Annotated in this window: 15 protein-coding genes and 1 pseudogene; 2 read left to right on the top strand and 14 right to left on the bottom strand. The window is 70.9% G+C overall.

Annotated elements, in window-relative coordinates; all coding sequences use genetic code 11:
* Positions 1-1329 precede the first annotated feature (1329 nt).
* The 8 genes from ACQEVZ_RS38075 to ruvC form a co-directional block, all read right to left on the bottom strand.
* On the bottom strand, positions 1330-3756 hold the full coding sequence (locus ACQEVZ_RS38075; RefSeq protein ID WP_433377201.1) for a RelA/SpoT family protein: 2427 nt from the start codon (positions 3754-3756) through the stop codon (positions 1330-1332).
* 252 nt (positions 3757-4008) lie between these two features.
* Positions 4009-4536, bottom strand: coding sequence for an adenine phosphoribosyltransferase (locus ACQEVZ_RS38070; RefSeq protein WP_425552246.1), 528 nt, complete (start codon positions 4534-4536; stop codon positions 4009-4011).
* 75 nt (positions 4537-4611) lie between these two features.
* The gene (gene secF / locus ACQEVZ_RS38065) at positions 4612-5745 is read right to left on the bottom strand and encodes a protein translocase subunit SecF (RefSeq protein WP_433375632.1); all 1134 of its coding nucleotides are present in this window, start codon (positions 5743-5745) and stop codon (positions 4612-4614) included.
* 2 nt (positions 5746-5747) lie between these two features.
* Positions 5748-7598, bottom strand: coding sequence for a protein translocase subunit SecD (gene secD, locus ACQEVZ_RS38060; protein WP_433375629.1), 1851 nt, complete (start codon positions 7596-7598; stop codon positions 5748-5750).
* A gap of 73 nt (positions 7599-7671) precedes the next feature.
* Positions 7672-8049, bottom strand: coding sequence for a preprotein translocase subunit YajC (gene yajC / locus ACQEVZ_RS38055; protein ID WP_360570982.1), 378 nt, complete (start codon positions 8047-8049; stop codon positions 7672-7674).
* Between the two features lie 152 nt (positions 8050-8201).
* On the bottom strand, positions 8202-9269 hold the full coding sequence (gene ruvB, locus ACQEVZ_RS38050; protein ID WP_344503541.1) for a Holliday junction branch migration DNA helicase RuvB: 1068 nt from the start codon (positions 9267-9269) through the stop codon (positions 8202-8204).
* Positions 9266-9874, bottom strand: coding sequence for a Holliday junction branch migration protein RuvA (gene ruvA / locus ACQEVZ_RS38045; protein ID WP_344503540.1), 609 nt, complete (start codon positions 9872-9874; stop codon positions 9266-9268). The genes ruvB and ruvA overlap by 4 nt, the downstream gene beginning before the upstream one ends.
* On the bottom strand, positions 9871-10383 hold the full coding sequence (gene ruvC, locus ACQEVZ_RS38040) for a crossover junction endodeoxyribonuclease RuvC (RefSeq protein ID WP_344503539.1): 513 nt from the start codon (positions 10381-10383) through the stop codon (positions 9871-9873). Before ruvC ends, ruvA begins: the two co-directional genes overlap by 4 nt.
* A gap of 140 nt (positions 10384-10523) precedes the next feature.
* Here ruvC and ACQEVZ_RS38035 point away from each other — a divergent pair, with 140 nt between their 5' ends.
* Together ACQEVZ_RS38035 and ACQEVZ_RS38030 are read left to right on the top strand one after the other, a co-directional pair.
* Positions 10524-11315, top strand: coding sequence for a 3-hydroxybutyrate dehydrogenase (locus ACQEVZ_RS38035; protein WP_433375624.1), 792 nt, complete (start codon positions 10524-10526; stop codon positions 11313-11315).
* An 18-nt stretch (positions 11316-11333) separates the two neighbouring features.
* Entirely contained in the window at positions 11334-13229 is a 1896-nt protein-coding gene (locus tag ACQEVZ_RS38030) for a helix-turn-helix domain-containing protein (protein ID WP_433377197.1), read from the top strand.
* A 985-nt stretch (positions 13230-14214) separates the two neighbouring features.
* On the opposite strand, the pseudogene ACQEVZ_RS38025 reads toward ACQEVZ_RS38030, so the two are convergent.
* From ACQEVZ_RS38025 to ACQEVZ_RS38000, 6 genes and pseudogenes are all read right to left on the bottom strand, one after another.
* Positions 14215-14631, bottom strand: a pseudogene (locus tag ACQEVZ_RS38025) (DUF6928 family protein); the annotation flags it as partial.
* A gap of 116 nt (positions 14632-14747) precedes the next feature.
* Positions 14748-15365, bottom strand: coding sequence for a TetR/AcrR family transcriptional regulator (locus ACQEVZ_RS38020; RefSeq protein ID WP_344503536.1), 618 nt, complete (start codon positions 15363-15365; stop codon positions 14748-14750).
* Positions 15366-15423: 58 nt separating this feature from the next.
* Positions 15424-17010 (bottom strand): MFS transporter, encoded by a 1587-nt coding sequence (locus ACQEVZ_RS38015; protein WP_433375620.1) that lies wholly within the window; start codon positions 17008-17010, stop codon positions 15424-15426.
* 124 nt (positions 17011-17134) lie between these two features.
* The gene (locus ACQEVZ_RS38010; RefSeq protein WP_344503534.1) at positions 17135-18094 is read right to left on the bottom strand and encodes a branched-chain amino acid ABC transporter permease; all 960 of its coding nucleotides are present in this window, start codon (positions 18092-18094) and stop codon (positions 17135-17137) included.
* Entirely contained in the window at positions 18091-18963 is an 873-nt protein-coding gene (locus tag ACQEVZ_RS38005; RefSeq protein WP_433375616.1) for a branched-chain amino acid ABC transporter permease, read from the bottom strand. Before ACQEVZ_RS38005 ends, ACQEVZ_RS38010 begins: the two co-directional genes overlap by 4 nt.
* Positions 18964-18967: 4 nt before the next feature.
* Entirely contained in the window at positions 18968-20209 is a 1242-nt protein-coding gene (locus ACQEVZ_RS38000) for an ABC transporter substrate-binding protein (RefSeq protein WP_344503532.1), read from the bottom strand.
* Between the last annotated feature and the right edge of the window lie 6 nt (positions 20210-20215).

Below are 20215 nucleotides of genomic sequence, written 5' to 3'. Positions count from 1 at the left end.
GCCTACCGCAGACGAGGCTGGCAGCCCAGAAGCCCGCTCGCGCCGACACGCACCGGCACAGGGAACCCACAACAGCGCCGTGAATCCACCCGGCAACGGCAAGACGTAGGCCCGACCACCGCCCCGCACAGACATTGGTCAATGCCACGAATTGCCCATTTCCCCAGATGGACGCCACGCGATCCACCCCAATCGGTTCACTGAAACCGCAGCAGATCGTGCAACCTCAATGCGCAAACCACCGCAAATCCGGGCATTGACCAACGTCTGTCACAGCCGACCCGAGCACAGTCCGGCACAGGCGCAGTCCAGCACGAGTAGCACGAGCGAAGTCCGGCACGGCGGCACGAGCGGCACGGGCAGAGGCCAACACGAGCGCAGTCCAGCACGGCGGCACGAGCGGCACAGCGGAGTCCAGCACGGGCGGAATGGTCGGAGTCCGGCGCGGGCGGCACAGGCGGCCCTACTGGTGTGGCGATGGCTCCGGCAAGGTCTCGGTCGCGCCTGCACACGGCCACCCCCGGCCGGGGATCGCGGTCGCGCTTGCACGCGGCCAGCCTGGCCTGGGATCTCAGTCAGGCCTGGCCGCGCGGCAACCGACCACCCACCCCGCACAAACGTTGGTCAATGCCCTGAAACACCCCTTTTCCAGATAGACATTGCGCGATCCACCCACAATTGGATCTTCAAATTGGGGGTGGATCGCACAGCGTCGATGTACAGAAGGCCGCAAATCCGGGCATTGACCAATGTCTGGCGCGGGCGGCGCGGATGGAGGCGGCCGTGCTGGTTGGCGATGGCGCCCGGCGAGGTCTCGGTCGGCCTGCACGCGGCCAGCCCGGCCTGGAAATTTGATCGCGCCTGCAACGAGGGCTTGCCTGGCCTGGGATCTCGGTCGGGCTTGGCCGCGCCGCGGTGCCCGACCACGGGAGTCATGGTCCGTCACGAGTTGCGAGTGCCCTGCCGGGGATCTCGGTCCGTACTGAGGCGCGTTCGCAGATCCAGGGGGAAATGCCCACACGGGGAGAGACGGTCGGCCGCATAGCGAACGAGCCCTGTGTAGGTGGCGTGGTTGCCCGTCAGTGCCGTGGGGGCGATGATGCTCCGTCCTTGCAGGGTCCAGCGCCGTCCAAGGCGTCGTTCGAGGCGCCACGCCGTCGTTGGTCGCCGGGAACAGCGCCAGGGCCGTCTCGCCGGTGGTGGTGCGCCTGAGGAGGCCGCGGCAATAGCGCTGGGCGGGCGCGGTGGGTGTGGTCGCTGCGCCGTAGATGGACAGGCGGGACCCGCGCGCGGGTGGTGGCCGGGCGCGGAAAGCGGGAGCGGAAAAGGCTAAGCGCCCGATGTGACCCGGTAGGCGTCGTAGACACCGTCGATGCGGCGGACGGCGGCCAGCAGGTGGTTGAGGTGCTTCGGGTCGGCCATCTCGAAGCTGAACCTGCTGATCGCCACCCTGTCGCGGGTGGTGGTGACGGTGGCGGAGAGGATGTTGACGCGCTCCTCGGAGAGGACGCGGGTGACGTCGGCGAGGAGCTTGTGGCGGTCCAAAGCCTCGACCTGGATGGCGACCAGGAAGGTGGAGGCGCTGGTCGGCTTCCAGTTGACCTCGAGGACGCGCTCGGGCTGCTCCTTGAGGTCGGCCGCGTTGGCGCAGTCGTCGCGGTGGACGCTGACGCCGCCGGAGCGGGTGACGAAGCCGAAGACGGCGTCGCCGGGGACCGGGGTGCAGCAGCGGGCGAGCTTGATCCAGACGTCGTCGACGCCCAGGACCTCGACGCCGGGGTCGGAGGCGGCGGTGCGGGTGCGGGCGGGGCGGGTCGGGGTGGCGGTCTCCGCGATGTCCTCGACGGCGCCCTCCTCGCCACCGTAGCCGGCGACGAGGCGCTGGACGATCGACTGGGCCGAGGCCTGGCCGTCGCCGACGGCAGCGTAGAGGGCGGCGACGTCGGCGAGGTGCAGCTCGCGGGCGATCGTCATGAGCGACTCGGAGGTCAGGAGGCGCTGCAGGGGCAGCCCCTGCTTGCGCATGGCCTTGACGATCGCCTCCTTGCCGGCCTCGATCGCCTCCTCGCGGCGCTCCTTGTTGAAGTACTGCCGGATCTTGGTGCGGGCCCGGGGGCTCTTGACGAAGCCGAGCCAGTCCTGGGTGGGGCCGGCGGTCTCGGACTTCGACGTGAAGATCTCGATGACGTCACCGTTGGAGAGGGTGCTCTCCAGCGGGACGAGCTTGCCGTTGACCCGGGCGCCGATGCACTTGTGGCCGACCTCGGTGTGCACGGCGTAGGCGAAGTCGACCGGGGTGGAGCCGGCGGTCAGCGCGATCACGTCGCCCTTGGGCGTGAAGACGTAGACCTCCTGGCTGGAGAGGTCGAAGCGCAGCGCGTCGAGGAACTCCGACGGGTCGCTCGCCTCCCGCTGCCAGTCCAGCAGCTGCCGCAGCCACGTCATCTCGTCGATGTGGGCGGGCGGGCCGGCGATCGTCGCGCTCTTGGACTCCTTGTAGCGCCAGTGCGCGGCGATGCCGTACTCGGCGGTGCGGTGCATCGCGTAGCTGCGGATCTGCAGCTCGACCGGCTTGCCGGTGGGGCCGATCACGGTCGTGTGCAGCGACTGGTACATGTTGAACTTCGGCATCGCGATGTAGTCCTTGAACCGGCCCGGGACGGGCTGCCAGTTCGCGTGGATGACACCGAGCGCCGCATAGCAGTCCCGGACCGTGTCGACGAGGATGCGCACGCCGACGAGGTCGTAGATGTCGCCGAAGTCGCGGCCGCGGACGATCATCTTCTGGTAGACGGAGTACAGGTGCTTCGGCCGGCCGGTGACCTCGGACTTGATCTTCGCCTGCTTGAGGTCGGCGGCGACCTTCTGCGTGACCGTGCGCAGCAGCGAGTCGCGCTGCGGGGTGTGCTCGGCGATGAGCCGGCTGATCTCGTCGAACCGCTTCGGGAAGAGCGTGCGGAACGCGAGGTCCTCCAGCTCCCACTTGATCGTGTTCATACCGAGGCGGTGCGCCAGCGGCGCCAGGATCTCCAAGGTCTCCTTGGCCTTCTGCTCCTGCTTGGGGCGGGGCAGGAAGGTCAGGGTCCGCATGTTGTGCAGCCGGTCGGCGAGCTTGATGACCAGCACCCGCGGGTCCTTGGCCATCGCGACGACCATCTTGCGGATCGTCTCGGCCTTGGCCGCGTCGCCGAGCTTGACCTTGTCGAGCTTGGTGACGCCGTCGACGAGCAGCGTGACCTCGCCGCCGAAGTCGTGCTGGATTCGCTCGATCGTGTACTCGGTGTCCTCGATCGTGTCGTGCAGCAGCGCCGCGACCAGGGTGGTGGTGTCCATGCCCAGGTCGGCGAGGATCGTGGCGACGGCGAGCGGGTGGGTGATGTAGGGGTCGCCGGACTTGCGGTACTGCCCCTTGTGGAAGTGCTCGGCCATGTCATACGCGCGCTGCAGCAGCCGCACGTCGGCCTTCGGGTGGCTGGCCTTGTGCTGGGCGATCAGCGGCTCGAGCACCTCGCTGACCGACGGGCTCTGCCACGGCGCGTTGAACCGGGCGAGCCGCGCACGGACCCGCCGGCCGGTCGGCGCGGCGCCGACGAGGCCCAGGGCGGCGCCCGTCATCGAGCCGGCCGCCTCGGTCAGGTCCTCGGTGTCCTCGCCCGGCGGCTCGTCCACCACCCGGCGCGCCGGCGGGCCCCCGGCGGGCGCCGGGGGCTGGGGACCGGTGTAGCCCGGGTCGGTCGAGCGCCGGTTGTGCACCACGGCGCCGTCGGGGGTCGGGAACTGCAGCACCACACCGCCGGCCTCGGCCGTCTCGGGCTCGGTGCCCTGCGGTGCGTGTTGCTGATCGTCTGGCACGTGGACCGCCTCCGGTGTCGACGCAGCGCCCATCCGCTTGACCGTACCCCCCTTCGGGGATGCGATGTCGCCGGTCACCGGCCACTCCTCATCGCCGTCAACGTATGGACCGCAAGCGTACCCGCCCCCACCGACATTCCCAGGCCAGAAACAGGGTCAGGACACGGTCAGCAGGGCATGAACCGGACGCGGCGCAATCCGGGACCGCCCGTCGAGGAACCCGAGCTCCAGCAGCACGCTGAAGCCGCTGACGGTCCCGCCGGCGCGTTCGACGAGGCTGAGGGTGGCGGCGGCCGTACCGCCGGTCGCCAGCACGTCGTCGACCACCAGGACGCGCTCACCGGCGACGAAGGCGTCCTCGTGGACCTCGAGGGTCGCCTCGCCGTACTCGAGGGCGTAGCTGGCCGACACGGTGGCGCGGGGCAGCTTGCCGGCCTTGCGCACCGGCACGACGCCCTTGCCCGTGGCGTACGCGATGGCCGCGGCGATCACGAAGCCCCGCGCCTCGATCCCGGCCACCACGTCGAAGCTGTCCGGGCCGTGCTCGGCGATGATCGCGTCGATGACGGCGGCGAACGCCGGGCCGTCGGAGAAGAGCGGCATCAGGTCCTTGAACAGGATGCCGGGCTTGGGAAAGTCGGGCACGTCGACGACCTTGCTCGCGACCAGCTCCGAGATCTCCAACTTGGGGTACACCTCCGGTGACAGCGGAACGGGCGCCGCTGAGAAGCGACGCCCGTGCCAGTGATCGAATGAGGGTCAGCGACGCCCGGAGGCGCCGGGCCGTCCGCCGGCCCGAGGCCGCCTGGCCTGCGGCCGGCTGCCCGGGCGGGGCGCCGCACCGGCGAGCTCGGAACGCTCCCCGGTCTTGGTCAGCGGCACGCCGTCGCTGTCGACGACGGGCGCCTGGGTGGCCTGCTTGGCGAGCGCCGCCCGGCGGTTCGCCACGCGGGACTCGTGCGCCTGCAGCCGCGGCTCGCGGGTCTTCAGCTCCGCCAGGACCGGCGTGGCGAAGAAGATCGACGAGTAGACGGCGACGCCCATACCGATGAACAGCACCAGGCCGAGGTCCTTCAGGGTGCCCGCGCCGAGGAGGCCGGCACCGATGAAGAGCAGGCCGCCGACGGGCAGCAGCGCGACCAGACCGGTGTTGATGGAGCGCATCAGCGTCTGGTTCACCGCCAGGTTGGCGGCCTCGCTGTAGGTGCTGTTGTTGTTGCCCGTGATGCCGCGGGTGTTCTCCTGCACCTTGTCGAACACGACGACGACGTCGTACAGCGCGAAACCGAGGATGGTGAGGAAGCCGATGACCGTCGACGGGGTGACCTCGAAGCCGACGAGCGAGTAGACGCCGGCGGTGAGGACCAGGTCGAGCAGCAGCGAGGCGAGCGCCGCCACGGCCATCCGCCACTCGAAGCGGAAGACCAGGTAGGCCGTCACCAGCGCCAGGAAGATCACGAGGCTCACCAGGGCCTTGTCGGTGACCTGGTTGCCCCACGAGGTGCTGACGGCGCTGTCGCTGATCTGGGTGGGGTCGATGTTGAAGTGGTCGGCGACCTTTTCCTTGATCTCGGTCTGCCGGGCCGCGTCGTTGATCAGCTCTGTCTTGATGACGTACTGCGTGTCACCGACCGTCTGGCCCGTCTTGACCTCGACGCCGGCGTCGCCGAACGCCTTCTCGACCTCGTCGAGCGTGCCGACGCTGACCGGGACGTTGTACTGGTTGCCACCCTCGAACTCGATGCCGAGCGTGAAGCCCCGGAACACCATGCTGGCGATCGCGATCAGCAGGGCGATGCCGGCGACGGTGAACCAGAGGCGCCGGCGACCGACGACGTTGACGTTGGCTTCACCACGGTAGAGCCGGGCTGCGATGCCACCTTTGCCGCTCATCGTCAGACCTCCTTCGGGCGGTTACGACGGGGGGCGGAGGACGCCACACCAGTGCTCGGACGCTGCTCGACGATCCGGCCGAGGCCGGAGACCCGCGGCGACAAGAACGCCTTGCTGCGCGCGAACATCGTCATGATCGGATGGCGGAACAGGAACACGACGACGAGGTCGAGGATGGTCGCGACGCCCAGGGCGAACGCGAAGCCTCGGACCGAGCCGATCGAGAAGAAGTACAGCACCGCGGCGGCGAGCAGGGTGATCGCGTTGGCCGAGATGATCGTGCGGCGGGCCCGGGTCCAGGCGCGCGGGACGGCGCTGCGTGGGCTGCGACCCTCCCGGATCTCGTCCTTCAACCGTTCGAAGTAGATGACGAACGAGTCGGCGGCGACACCCAGTGACACGATGAAGCCGGCGAACCCGGCGAGCGTCAGGGTGAAGCCCATCGTGCGGCCCAGGATGATCAGCGCCATGTAGACCATCGCGCCGGACAGCACGAGGCTGAGCGTGATGACCAGGCCGAGCAGCCGGTAGTAGAAGAACGAGTAGAGCACGACCAGGCCGAGGCCGATGCCGGCGGCGAGGACGCCCGCCTCCAGGTGCGAGCTGCCCAGGGTGGCGGAGATGCTCTGCGCGTCCTGCGGGGTGAAGGACAGCGGGAGCGCGCCGTACTGCAGCTGGTTGGCCAGCAGTTCGGTGTCACGCTTGGTGAACTGGCCGGTGATCCGCGCGTCGCCGGGGATGACGCTCTCGATGACCGGCGCCGAGACGACCTGGTTGTCGAGCACGACCGCGACCTGCTTGCTGTCGGTGCCGTTGTTGTACGCCTCGCGGGTCAGCTCGGTCCACCGGTTCTGGCCGCCGCCGGTGAAGGAGATCGTGACGATCCACTTGCCGTTGGTCGAGTCGATGGAGGAGTCGGCGTTGTCCACGTCGGTGCCGAGCACCTTGGCGACGTCGAGGTTGTACTTGACGCCGGGCTGGCAGGCGACCGCGGGCTGCTTCTCGTCGCGGATCGAGCCGACCGGGCGCTTGTCGAGCTGGGCGCAGGTGACGGTCGGGATGTTGTACTGCATCGCCGGCGGCAGGACCGCGACCTCTTCGGGGGTCAGGGTCTTGAACGGCGCGTAGAGCTGGGCCTTCGCCGGGTCGGCGGACAGGTCGACCGGCGCGGTCTCGGCCATGGCGGCGGCCCAGACGGACTCGCCGAGCTTCTTCTGCACCGCCGCGCGCTGCTGGGCGACGTCCGCCGCCACCGGGGGCGCGGACGAGGCCGGCGCCGAGGCGGGGTCCGACGCGGGGGCGGAGGTCGCCGGCGCGGAGGACGGCGCGGACGCCGAGCCCGACGGCTTGGCGCTGGCCGACCCGGACGCCGACGGGGTCCCCGAAGGAGCCGCCGACGTGGAGGGCGCGGTGGAGGGCGACGCCGAGGCGGACGCCGACGGGTCTGCGCCGCCGATGTCCTGCGTCGAGCCGAGCACCTTGCGGAAGCGCAGCTCGGCGGTCTGGCCGATCTGCTTCAACCGGTCGTCGCTCTTGCCCGGCAGGGAGACGACGATGTTGGTGTCGCCCTCGACGACAACCTCGGCCTCGGAGACACCGAGGCCGTTGACGCGGCTGTCGATGATGTCCTTGGCCGTCGCCATCTGCTGCTTCGTCGGCGGCTTGCCGTTGTCGGTCTTCGCCTGCAGCGTGACCGTGGTCCCGCCGATGAGGTCGAGGCCGAGGTTAGGCTCAAGCCGGTTGCGCCAGCCGCCGTCACCGCCGAACCACACCCAGATGGCGAGCAGAACGAAGATGGTGCCGAGCACACCGAGCTGACGGCCCGGGTGCATCGGTGCCTGAGGTTGTGCCACGGCTGTCGGGTCTCCCTGCACTAACGCCGGCGGGGTGCGCGGCGTGCTTGTTCGTCGTGGTGGTGGCGGTCGCTCAGTCGATCGACTTCGGCGTCGAGCCCGGTGCCGGCTCGTCGGCCTCCTCGGTCTCGGCCTCGGTCACGTCCTCGTCGACGGCGGCGGCCTTCTGGTTCACCTTGCCGATCGCGGCCTTGGCGTATCTGGCGGTGACGCCGGGCGCGATCTCCAGCAGGACGGTCTCGTCGTCGATCTCACGAATCGTGCCATACAGGCCACCAACCGTGACGATCTCGTCGCCGACCCCCATCGAGGACTGCATGTTCTGCACTTCCCGGCGGCGGCGCTGCTGCGGGCGGATCATCATGAAGTAGAGCAGGACGAAGGCCCCGACGATCAGCAGCAAACTCGGGAAACCGCTGCCCCCTGAACCCTGCGCCTCGGCGAACAGCACGATCATGCCTTCCGGTCGGCTCGGGACCCAGTTGCCTGGGCGCACCGAGCGAAGTATGAAGTCCGCGCGGCGGACCGCGGCGAGTCTAGTCGGTGTGTCGCAAGACACGCAGACCGGCGTCTATCACGGTCCGATCACGACAGCTAGGGACGCTACGGCTCCAAGCTGAAAAGATCGGGCAATTGTGGCGATGTTCCCCCTGCGTGGCTCCCGCCACCGACGGTACCAGCGGGAACCGGGAGCCCGAGATGGCGCCATGCGCTCGGCGTGGCCACCCGCCCACGCGGAGTGCGCGCGAGCAGTCCCGTCCGTAGCAGGAAAGGTTCACAGACCTCTTCGACGGTGTCGGGTTGCTCACCAACGGCGACGGCGAGCGTGGACAGCCCGACCGGTCCCCCGCCCTGCCGGATCAGCGCGTGCAGCACCGCCCGGTCCAGGCGGTCCAGGCCGAGCTCGTCGACGTCGTACACGGCCAGGGCCGCCTTGGCCGCGGCGAGGTCGACCACGCCGGTCCCCCGCACCTCCGCGTAGTCGCGGACGCGGCGCAGCAGCCGGTTGGCGATGCGGGGCGTGCCGCGCGACCGCCGGCCGATCTCGACCGAGCCCTCGTCGGTGATCGGCACGTCCAGGATCCGCGCCGACCGGGCGATGATGAGCTCCAGCTCGTCCGGGTCGTAGAACTCCAGCTGGCCGACGAAGCCGAAGCGGTCCCGCATCGGGCCGGTGAGCAGGCCGCTGCGGGTCGTCGCGCCGACCAGCGTGAAGGGCTCGACGTCGAGCGGGATCGCGGTCGCGCCCGGGCCCTTGCCGACCACGACGTCGACGCGGAAGTCCTCCATGGCGCTGTACAGCAGCTCCTCGGCGGGCTTCGCGATCCGGTGGATCTCGTCGATGAACAGCACGTCGCCCTCGGACAGGCTGGTCAGCACCGCGGCGAGGTCGCCGGCGCGCTCGATCGCCGGGCCGCTGGTCAACCGCAGGCCGGCCGACAGCTCCGCGGCGACGATCATGGCGAGGGTGGTCTTGCCCAGGCCGGGCGGGCCGGACAACAGGATGTGGTCCGGCGGGCTGCCGCGCCGCAGCGCGCTCTGCAGCAGCAGGTCCAGCTGCTCGCGGACCCGGTGCTGGCCGATCAGCTCCGCGAGCCGCTTCGGGCGCACGCTCTGCTCGGCGGCCCGGTCCTCCGGCGAGGAGTACGCGCTGACGAGGGGGTCGGTCACCGGATGGTGCCCAGCATGCGGATCGCCTGCTTCAGCAGCACCGGCACCGGCGGGACGGTGCCGCCGTCGAGCTGCTCGGCCACGGCGGCGACGGCCTGGTCGGCCTGGCCGGCGGTCCAGCCGAGCCCGACGAGCGCCTGGCGGACCTGCTCGGCCCACGCCGCGCCGGCGCCGACCCCGACCAGCGCCGCACCGTCGCCGGGCAGCGCGCCGATCTTGTCGCGCAGCTCCAGCACGAGCCGCTCCGCGCCCTTCTTGCCGATGCCCGGGACCCGGGTCAGCGTCGACGTGTCGTTGCCGGCGATGGCCCGGCGCACCACCTCGGGGGTGTGCACCGCGAGGACCGCCTGCGCCAGCCGCGGCCCCACCCCGGACGCGGTCTGCAGCAGCTCGAACAGCTGCTTGGCGTCGTCGTCGGCGAAGCCGTACAGCGTCAGGGAGTCCTCCCGCACGACCAGCGACGTCGCCAGCCGGGCCTCGTCACCGACGCGGAGGTCCGCGATGGTGTGCGGCGAGCACAGCACGGCCAGGCCCACCCCGCCGACCTCGATCACGGCCCCGTCCGGCGACACGGCGGCGACCCGCCCCCGCACACTCGCGATCATCGTGCTCTCCTCAGCGCCGCCTGGATGCGGTCCTTGGTGCCGCCCCTCCAGACATGACAGATTGCCAGAGCCAGGGCGTCGGCGGCGTCGGCGGGCCGGGGCGCGACCGTCAGCCGCAGCAACCGGGTCACCATCGCGGTGACCTGTGCCTTGTCCGCCGACCCGTTGCCGCTCACCGCGGCCTTGACCTCGCTCGGCGTGTAGGTCTGCACCGGCAGGCCGGCCCGCGCGGCGACGAGGATCGCGACCGCGCCCGCCTGCGCCGTGCCCATGACGGTGCGCACGTTGTGCTGGCTGAACACCCGCTCCACGGCGACGGACTCGGGCCGGTGCTCGGCGACCAGCGCGGTCAGCCGCTCGTCGAGGTTCAGCAGCCGGTGCGCCAGGTCGGTGTCCGGGTCGCTGGTGACCACCTCGTAGTGCACCAGCTTGCACGGCCGCCCCGGCACGCCCTCGACCACGCCGACCCCGCAGCGGGTCAGCCCCGGGTCGACCCCCAGCACCCGCACCGGCACCCCCTCAAACGTGTGTTCGACACACTAGCCCACCCACCGCTCGTACCGGCGACAGGACACACACACCGAGTACCGCGAAGGTATGTGGGCGGACCCCATGGGACGCACGCGCGAAGGCTCGTACGTTTCCCGCCATGACGACGCCACATCCCGTTTCGCCGCACCAGGTGGTCGCCCTGGACCTGCGCGGCCGGACCGCACTGGTGACCGGCGCGGGCAGCGGCATCGGCCGGGGCGTCGCCGTGCGCCTCGCCGCGGCCGGCGCGAAGGTGGTCGCCGTCGACCGCGACGCGGACGGCATCAAGCCGCTCGCCGACCTCGGTCTCACGCCGGTGACCGCGGACCTGTCCGACCTCGACGAGGCCGAGTCGCTCCTGGCGGGGCACTGGGACGTCGACGTGCTGGTCAACAACGCCGGCCTGCAGCACGTGGCGCCGCTGGAGGACTTCCCGCCGGAGCGGTTCGCCTACATCCAGGCCGTCATGGTCGAGGCGCCGTTCCGCCTCACCCGCCGGGTCCTGCCCCACATGTACCGCACCGGCTGGGGACGGGTCGTCAACATCTCCTCCGTCCACGGGCTGCGCTCCTCGCCGTTCAAGGCCGCGTACGTGACGGCGAAGCACGCCCTCGAAGGCCTGTCCAAGACGGTCGCGCTCGAAGGCGCCCCGCACGGCGTCACGAGCAACTGCATCAACCCGTCCTACGTGCGCACCCCGCTCGTCGAGGGCCAGATCGCCGCCCAGGCCGCCACGCACGGCATCGACGAGACCGAGGTCGTCGAGAAGATCATGCTCACCAGCGCGGCGATCAAGCGGCTCATCGAGCCCTCGGAGGTCGCCGAGCTCGTCGCGTACCTCTGTTCCGACGCCGCGGGGTTCATCACCGGCACGTCCGTCGCCATCGACGGCGGCTGGACCGCCCACTAGCACAATGGGGGTGTGACGATGCTGGAGTACCTGGAGCTGCTCGCGCGGGAGGCCGCAGCGGTCGAGTTCGAGGGCCCGCTCGTCGCCGCCCGCAACGCGGGCCTCCCACCCGGCCGCCTCGCCGAGCTGGAGCAGGCCAAGGTCGTCGCGCTGCGCGTCCGGGCCCTCCTGGAGCGCCGGCGGCGCCGCGAGGAGGAGCTCTCCGGCCTCTTCGACACCGCCAGCGACCTCGCCGGGCTCCGTGACGTCGACGCCGTCCTCGCCGCCATCGTCCATCGCGCCCGGACCCTGCTCGGCGCCGACGTGGCGTACATGACGCTCAACGACGAACAGCACGGCGACACCTACATGCGGGTCACCGACGGCTCCATCTCCGCGAAGTTCCAGGCCCTGCGCCTGCCGATGGGCGCGGGCCTGGGCGGTCTCGTGGCGCAGACCGGCAGCCCGTACGTGACGGCCAACTACCCCGAGGACGCCCGCTTCCGGCACACCGGAGACATCGACGCCGGCGTCGGCGAGGAGGGGCTCGTCGCGATCCTGGGCGTGCCGCTGCGGCTCGGCTCCCGCATCATCGGCGTCCTGTACGCCGCGAACCGCTCCGCCCGCCCGTTCGCCCGCGAAGAGGTGTCGCTGCTCGTCTCCCTCGCCGCGAACGCCGCCGTCGCCATCGACACCGCCCGCCTCCTCGGCGAGACCCAGGCCGCCCTCGAGGAGCTGTCCGCCGCCAACGGCACGATCCGCGCCCACAGCGACTCCGTCGAGCGGGCCGCCGCCGCCCACGACCGCATGACGGCCCTCGTGCTGCGGGGCGCCGGCGTCGAGGACATCGCCGAGGTCGTCACCGAGGTGCTGGGCGGTGCGCTGCTCGTCCTGGACGCCGACGGCCGACACCAGGCCAGCGTCGGCGAGCTCGACGCCCCTGACGCCAGCGCCATCGCGGAGGCCCTCGCCGCCTCCCGTACCGAGGGGCGCAGCGTCCGGCGGGGACCGCTGTGGCTCGCGGCCGTCGTGGCCGGCGCGGAGAACCTCGGCGCGCTCGTCCTGCGGCCCGACCGCCCCCTCGTCGACGCCGACCAGCGCATCCTGGAGCGCGCCGCCGTCGTCACCGCGCTCCTGCTGCTCTTCCGCCGCACCGTCGCCGAGGCCGAGGGCCGCGTCCGCGGCGAGCTCCTGGACGATGTCATCACCCGCCCTGTCCGCGACGCCGACTCCCTGCGCACCCGCGCCAAGCGCCTCGGCGTCGACCTGGACGCCCCCAACGTCGTCGTCGCCGTCGGCGAGGACGCGCTCGCCGGCGGCCCCATGAACACGGCCCGCCAGCGCGCCATGTCCTGGGCCCAGACCTACGCGCAGACCCGCGGGGGCCTCGCCGCCGCCCGCGACGGCCACGTGGTCCTCCTCCTGCCCGGCGAGGCGGCCGGCCCACTGGCCCGCACCGTCGCCCGCGACCTCGGCAAGGTCCTCGGCCGCCCCGTCACCGCCGGCGCCGGCGGCCCGGCGACCGGCCCCGCGGGCATCGCCGCCGCCTACCGCGACGCCGACCGCTGCGTCATCGCCCTCGCAGCCCTGGGCCGCGCCGGCGCCGGCGCCAGCACCGCCGAGCTGGGCTTCGTCGGCCTCCTGCTGGGCTCCGCCCCCGACGGCCGCGACCGCGACGTCGAAGCCTTCCTGGGCTCCACCATCGGCCCCGTCGTCGACTACGACGTCCGCCGGGGCACCGCCCTGGTCAAGACGCTGGAGGCGTACTTCGGCGTCGGCGGCAGCCTGGCCCGCGCCGCCGAGCTGCTCCACGTCCACGTCAACACCGTGACCCAGCGCCTCGAACGCATCGGCCAGCTCCTGGGCGCCGACTGGCAGAAACCGGAGCGCGCCCTGGAGGTCCAGCTGGCCCTCCGCCTCCACCGCCTTCGCTGAGCGCTGTAATTCCCTCCACCGCTGCCGCGGCGGGGCCCGGCGGGGATTCTCACCCGCACCCCAATGCGCCGCTCCGCGACGCACTGCCCGCGCTATGGCGCGAGGCAGGGCAAGCGGCGCTCGCGCGCCGCATCCGGTGGCGGCCGCTAGACCGGGAAGTACCACGCACAGGACGGCGATCTTGCCCGCGCTTGCTTGATCGAAGTCGCAACCTGGCCGCCCGGACAGCCAGATCCGCCCTTCGATCTTCGACCGAGCGGCACCAACTCCTCCGGATCACCACCGGCAGCGAACCCAGGCCCCCACTAGATGCTGATAAGTCGGATATGTTCGCGCCAGCGGACATATCCGCGGCCAGCGTCGGCTTGCCCGCCAGCGGACGTCGACCCAGCCGAGTCCTGCCTCGCCCGGCGGCACCCCGACGGCACCCCGACCGGGCAGCATGGGTCACCGCAATCCCCGATGCGTCGCTCCGCGGCGCATGACCGCGTGTACTGCGCCGGCTGAGATCGCGCACCGCATCCGGTGCCCACCCGCCGCCGTGCCCGGCAGGGAGCCAGCCTCCACGTCCGGTGCCGATCGGCGCACGCCGCGTGGATCGAGGAGTTGTAGCCGCACGAGCTCTACCGGACCATGATCAACCGGAGCGCGCGCCGGCGCTTTCCTCGGATATGTCCGCTGCGCGGACATATCCGAAATTTCGGTTATGTCGGGGAGCGGAGCGAGTCGACATAACCGGGGCAGCCGCATGGCAGTCGGTGAGCTAGCCGGCGCCCGGTTGCCCGCGGTTCTTGAGGTCGGTCTCGACGAGTGAGCCGTCGAGGGCGTAGGTGTAGGAGCGGCGACGCATTCGTCTGATCAACTGTTGCATGTGGGCGGGGTCGGGGGCGGCCGGGTCGTGGAGGCGGAAGCCGTGCAGTTCGACGGCGTCGGGGGCGATGTCTGCCTGGCTGGGAGAGCCCTCGAGGATGAACCCGAACAGGCCTCACACGGGATGCTCGCCGGACCAGAACGGTGCCTCGAACGCGAACGGCTCGCCGGCGTTCTCGACCACGCCGTTGTCGGGGTCCAGGCTCAGCGACCGGACCAGTTCGCCGTTGTCCCAGACGGAGAACGCGAACCAGTCCGAGACGCTGTGCATCGCATGGGAGATGACGCGGCGGTGGCGGCCCGGCTCGATCAGGCGATCCGGCAGCCGCGAGGGCGCGCCCAGCGGCAGCCGCCGGTCGCAGACGAGGTCGACGCCGGGGAAGGCGCCGGCGTACGCGGTCCCGTCGGGCGGGTGGACCGCGTCGTCCAGCGAGGTGGCGTCCGCCGGCTCGACCGTCCAGCCGGGGAACACGCGCGCGATCAGCGCGGCCGTGGCGTCCGGGCGGGCCACGGCACCGGCCCGGAGCAGCTCAGCGACGTCTTGGCCCCCACCGCGGCACTCCCAGAGAGATCAGCCGTGATCAAGTAGCGGATCCGGCTGCCAGGGCGACCGGATCCGCTACGTGATCAAGCTGGGTGGAAAACCGGTCAGGGGCGGGCGCCGCGGAGGATGGCGTCGACCAGGTGCTCGGCGAAGCCCTCGTCGGGCACGGCGGGGTTCCAGCGCAGCATGTTCTGCGCGATCGCCGGGCCCGACAGCATGAGCAGGGTCAGCTCCACGTCCAGGTCGGCGCGCAGCTCGCCGCTCTCGATGCCACGGCGCAGGACGCCCCGCATCACGTCGCGGCGGGGCTCGACGACGCCGGCCTGGTAGACCTTGTGCATCTCCTCGCCCTTGACGAGCTCGGGCAGCAGGCAGGCGGTGACCTTGCCGTAGTGGTGCATGCGCTTGGTGCGCATGCCCGCGATCAGGGCGACCAGGTCGTCGCGGACCGACACGCCCGCGGGCTCCGGGACGGGGCCCTTCATCGTGGTGACGGCGTCGATGAGGAGGGCTTCCTTGTTGGGCCAGCGGCGGTAGATCGTCGCCTTGCCCACGCCCGCCTTCGCCGCGACCGCCTCGATGGACAGCGCGTCGGCGCTCTGACCCGCGCTGAGCAGGTCCAGGACCGCCTCGATGATGGCCTCGTCCGCGCGGGCGCTGCGGGGCCGGCCGGGACCCTTGCGGTCCTGGTCGGCCACCGCATCCACGCTCGCCGTCGTCATGGCTTCCATTGTTACCGAGTTCTCACACGGAAGCCATCAACGGCCGGCCCAAAGGACATCACACGTCCACCAGCTCGACACCCTGCTCCTCGGCGAGGCCTTCCGCGGTCGTGGGTGCGGGGGCCGAGGCCGGGCGCTTGCCGGGCAGGAAGGCGAACGCGACGGCCGCACCGAGGACCGCGAAGATCGCGGAGCCGATCGCCGAGTAGTGCATCGCGGTGATGAAGGCGTCGTTGGCGTGCTGGATCAGCGCCGGCCCGGCGGGCCCGACGTGCGGCGCGACACCGTACGCACCGGAGATCGACTCGTCGGCCACGTGCTTCGCCGCGGCCGGCAGGCCGGTCGTGGAGGACTCGACGCCGCTGCGGTAGTAGGAGCTGATGACCGCGCCGAGGGCGGCCACGCCGAGGGCACCGCCGACCTGGCGGATGGTGTTGCTGACGGCCGATCCGACGCCGGCCTTCTCGCGGGGCAACGCGGCCATGATGGCCTCGGTGGCCGGCGGCATCACGTTGGCCATGCCGGTGCCCATGACGAAGAACAGCGCGCCGACGACCCAGATCGGCGTCGAGGCACCGATGAAGATCCAGCCGGCCAGGCCGAGCGCGACGAGGAGCAGGCCGGTGGTGCTGACCGCCTTGGGGCCGAAGCGCTTGACCATCGCGGCGCTGCGCGGGGCGAAGACGAGCTGGCCGAGCGCGAAGGGCACGAAGAGCGCGCCGGAGGCGAGCGGGCCGTAGCCGCGCACCAGCTGCAGGTAGAAGGCGCTGGTGAACATGGCGCCCATCGCGGCGAAGAAGACCAGGCCGATCATCGCGGTGGAGGCGGAGAACTGGCGGTTGGCGAAGAGCTTCACGTCCAGCGACGGGAACTCGATGCTCCGCTCGTAGATCACGAACGCGGCGAGGACGGCGGCCGAGGCGGCCAGGGTGCCCCAGGACTTGAGCTCGCCGAAGCCGGACTCGCCGCCTTCGATCACACCGTACGTGAGCAGCGTCAGGCCGATGATGGACAGGACCACGCCGACGATGTCGATGCGCCCGGGGCGCGGGTCCCGCGACTCGGGGATGAGCACGCTGACGAGGATCACGCCGACGACGACGATCGGGACGTTGATCAGGAAGACCGAGCCCCACCAGAAGTGCTCGAGCAGCAGGCCGCCGACGATCGGGCCGATCGCGACGCCGAGGCCGACGGCGCCGGCCCAGACGCCGATCGCCTTGGCCCGCTCACGCGGGTCGAAGACGTTGGCGATGATCGACAGGGTCGAGGGCATGACCGCCGCGGCGCCGAGGCCCATGAGGGCGCGGGCCCAGATCAGCTGGGTGGGCGAGTCCGCGTAGGCGGAGACGAGCGACGCGATGCCGAAGAGCACGAGCCCGACGGTGAGCGTGATCCGCCGGCCGAGCCGGTCGGCGAGGATGCCGGCGGTGAAGAGCAGGCCGGCGAACACCAGGGTGTAGGAGTTGATCGACCACTCCAGCTCGCTCTGGGTCGCGCCCAGGCCGTGCACGGGGTCGGCGATCGTGCGCATGGCGACGTTGAGGACGGTGTTGTCCAGCACGACGACGAGCAGGCTGATGACGAGCACGCCGAGGATGGCCCAGCGGCGGGGATGTCCGGTGTTGGGTGTGGCTGCGTCCATGTGGTTCAAGCCCCCAGTGAGCGAACGCGCGATACGATACGGAACAGTTCCGTATCCTCCACCAAGCTAGGGCAAGGCGAAGCGATACGGAACCGTCTCGTATCAGAATGTGCGGGCGATCACACTAGGGAACAAAACGACGGACCAATGAAACCGCGGAGCCCCACAGGCCGCGCCGGAAGAGCAGCACGACGAGCACGAAGATGCCCCCGGTGACCAGGCCGATCAGCGTGAAGCCCGCCTGCGACAGCTGGTCCTCCAGGTTCACGACCAGGGCCGCGCCGACCACCCCGCCCCACAGCGTGCCGATGCCGCCGAGCACGACGAGCACCACGCCCTTGCCCGAGGTCGTCCAGTGCACGACGTCGAGGGAGACGAAGCCGTGCGCGACCGCGAAGAGCCCGCCGCCGAGCCCGGCGACGAACGCCGACAGGACGAAGACCAGCAGCTTGTACCGGTGGGCCGGGTAGCCGAGCGCGCGGGCCCGGGCCGGGTTGTCCCGGATCGCGACCAGCACCCGGCCGAACGGCGAGTGCACGATCCGCCACGCGAGCAGCAGCCCGAGCACGGCGAGGGGCAGCGCCGCGTAGTAGAAGTAGTACGGGTCCGACAGGTCGAGCCCGAACAGCTCCCGCGGCACGCTCTGCAGCCCGTTCTCGCCGCCGGTCACCGACGACCACTCGTTGGCCACGAAGTACACCATCTGCGCGAAGGCCAGGGTCACCATCGCGAAGTAGATCCCGGAGCGCTTCACGGCGAGGTAGCCGATCGGCACCGCGAGGGCGGCCGCGGCGAGGGCGCCGCCGAGCACGGCGACGGGGAAGGGCACGCCCACCCGCGCCGCGATGATCCCGGCGGTGTACGCCGAGGTCCCCCAGAAGGCCGCGTGCCCGAAGGACAGCAGCCCGCCGTACCCCAGCAGCAGATCGATCGCGACGGCGAAGAGCGCCCAGCACAGCATGTCCACCGCGACCGCCGGATAGAGCCCGTTGGGCAGCCAGAGCGCCACCAGCACTCCGACCAGCACGAGCGCCCAGCCGACCCAGCGGGGCGTCCGGACCCGCTGCAAGATCAGTGAGGTCATGTCGGCAGTTCCTCCCGCCCGAAGAGCCCGGCCGGCCGGAAGAGCAGGACCAGGGCCATGACCAGGAAGATGAGGGTCTGCGCGAGCAGCGCCGGCCCGTAGGCCTCGCTCCACGCCTGCAACAGCCCGATCGCGAAGCCCGCGGCGACGCTGCCGAAGACCGAGCCGAGGCCGCCGATGACGACGACCGCGAAGACGCCGATGATCAGGTCGGCGCCCATGAGCGGGTTCACCGCCCGCATCGGCGCGGCGAGCACCCCGGCGAGGGCCGCGAGGGCGACACCGAAGCCGAAGACGGGCGCGATCCACCGCCCGACGTCGATGCCGAGGGCACGGGTCAGCTCGGGGCGTTCGGTGGCGGCCCGCACGACGGTGCCGACCCGGGTGCGGGTCAGCAGCCACCACACGGCGACGCACAGCAGCACGGCCACGCCGAACACGAACACCCGGTACGCCGGGAAGTCGAAGAGCCCGAGGTCGACGGTCCCCCGCAGCCCGGCCGGCGCGCCGTAGGGGTTGGACTGCGAGCCGTACCGCGACTTCACCACGTCCTGCAGCATGAGCGTGAGCCCGAACGTGAGCAGGAAGTTGTACAGCGGGTCCAGTGTGGACAGCCGGCGGATCAGCCCGCGCTCCAGCAGGATCCCGAGCAGGCCGAGCACCAGCGGCACCGCGAGCAGCGCCCACCAGAAGGAGATCCCGGCCTCGGCGAGCAGCACGTAGGCGCCGAACGCGCCGAGCATGTAGAACGCGCCGTGGGCGAAGTTCACCACCCGCAGCATGCCGAAGATGACCGACAGGCCGAGGGCGAGCAACGCGTAGAAGCTGCCCCCGACCAGTCCGTTGAACGTGTGGGTGAGGAAACCCATCGGACTAGAGCTTGCAGTCGGCCGACGGGGCGCGGAACGCCTCCTGGGCGGGGATCGTCTTGACGATCTGCTCGTAGTCCCAGGGCTCCTTGACCTCGCTCGCCGGCTTCACCTTGGCGAGGTAGGCGTCGTGCACGACCCGGTGGTCGGCGGCGCGGAACTCCCCGTTGCGCAGGAAGAAGTCGTTGGCCTTCTTGCCTTCCAGCTGCTTCACCACGGCGTCGGCGTCGTCGGTACCGGCGGCCTGCACGGCCTCCAGGTACTGCATCGCCGCGGAGTAGTTGGCGGCGTGGGCGAACGTGGGCCGCTGGCCGCCGGCGCGGGCGGAGAACTTGTCGGCCCAGGCGCGGTTCTCGGCGTCGAAGTTCCAGTACCAGGCGTCGGTGAACGTCGTGCCCGCCAGGGCGTCCGGGGTGAGCGAGTGGATGTCGGTGAGGAACATGAGCCCGACGGCGAGCCCGACGCCCTTGTCCCGCAGCTTGAACTCGTTGTACTGCTTGACCAGGTTCACCAGGTCGGCGCCGGCCTGCATGGTGCCGAGCACGTCGGGCTTCGGGTTGAGCGTCGGCGCCTTGAGCAGGAACGTGGAGAAGTTGTCGTTGGGGAACGGGGTCGGGTCGCTCGCCACGACGCTGCCGCCGCCCTTGGCGATCGCGGCCTTGAAGGACTTCTCCATGTCCTGGCCGAAGGCGTAGTCGGGGTAGACGATGTACCAGTTCTTCGCGCCCGCCTGGGTGGTCGCGGTGCCGGTGCCGTTGGCGAGCATCGCGGTGTCGTAGGCGTAGTGGAAGGTGTACTTGTTGCAGGACTTCCCGGTCAGGTCGGTGGTCGCGCCGGAGATGTTGAAGTAGAGCTTCTTGCTCGCCTTGGCGACGTCGGCGACCTTCAGCGCGGCCGAGGAGGTCGGCACGTCGAGGATCGCGTCGACGCCGAGCCGGTCGTACATCTCCGCGGCGCGGGTGTTCGCCACGTCGGGCTTGTTCTGGTGGTCGGCGGTCTCCACGGTGATGTTCTTCGTGATCGCCTTGTCGCCGTACTTGGCCTTGAAGTCCTCGATCGCCATGTTCACGGCCACGACCGAGTTCTTGCCCGACAGCTGCGCGTAGACGCCGGACTGGTCGTTGAGGACGCCGAGGACGAGCTTGTCGCCGGTGAGCTTCGAGCTCCCGCCGGAGCGGGGTCCACCGCCGCCACAGCCCGACAGGGCGACGCAGAGGGCGGCACCGGCCGCGAGCGCTTTTCTCATGATATT

Source organism: Dactylosporangium sp. CA-152071 (assembly GCF_050936335.1).
Taxonomy (GTDB): Bacteria; Actinomycetota; Actinomycetes; order Mycobacteriales; family Micromonosporaceae; genus Dactylosporangium; species Dactylosporangium maewongense.
Note: the sequence above shows the minus strand (reverse complement) of the source record. Positions and strands in the feature narration are given on the sequence as shown.

Coding starts and splice junctions, on each gene's coding strand:
- ACQEVZ_RS38020 (WP_344503536.1), bottom strand. CDS start 15,365: ATGACGACGGCGAGCGTGGATGCGGTGGCCGACCAGGACCGCAAGGGT.
- ACQEVZ_RS38030 (WP_433377197.1), top strand. CDS start 11,334: ATGCTGGAGTACCTGGAGCTGCTCGCGCGGGAGGCCGCAGCGGTCGAG.
- ruvA (WP_344503540.1), bottom strand. CDS start 9,874: ATGATCGCGAGTGTGCGGGGGCGGGTCGCCGCCGTGTCGCCGGACGGG.
- ACQEVZ_RS38000 (WP_344503532.1), bottom strand. CDS start 20,209: ATGAGAAAAGCGCTCGCGGCCGGTGCCGCCCTCTGCGTCGCCCTGTCG.
- ACQEVZ_RS38015 (WP_433375620.1), bottom strand. CDS start 17,010: ATGGACGCAGCCACACCCAACACCGGACATCCCCGCCGCTGGGCCATC.
- secF (WP_433375632.1), bottom strand. CDS start 5,745: ATGAGCGGCAAAGGTGGCATCGCAGCCCGGCTCTACCGTGGTGAAGCC.
- ACQEVZ_RS38005 (WP_433375616.1), bottom strand. CDS start 18,963: ATGGGTTTCCTCACCCACACGTTCAACGGACTGGTCGGGGGCAGCTTC.
- ACQEVZ_RS38010 (WP_344503534.1), bottom strand. CDS start 18,094: ATGACCTCACTGATCTTGCAGCGGGTCCGGACGCCCCGCTGGGTCGGC.
- ACQEVZ_RS38035 (WP_433375624.1), top strand. CDS start 10,524: ATGACGACGCCACATCCCGTTTCGCCGCACCAGGTGGTCGCCCTGGAC.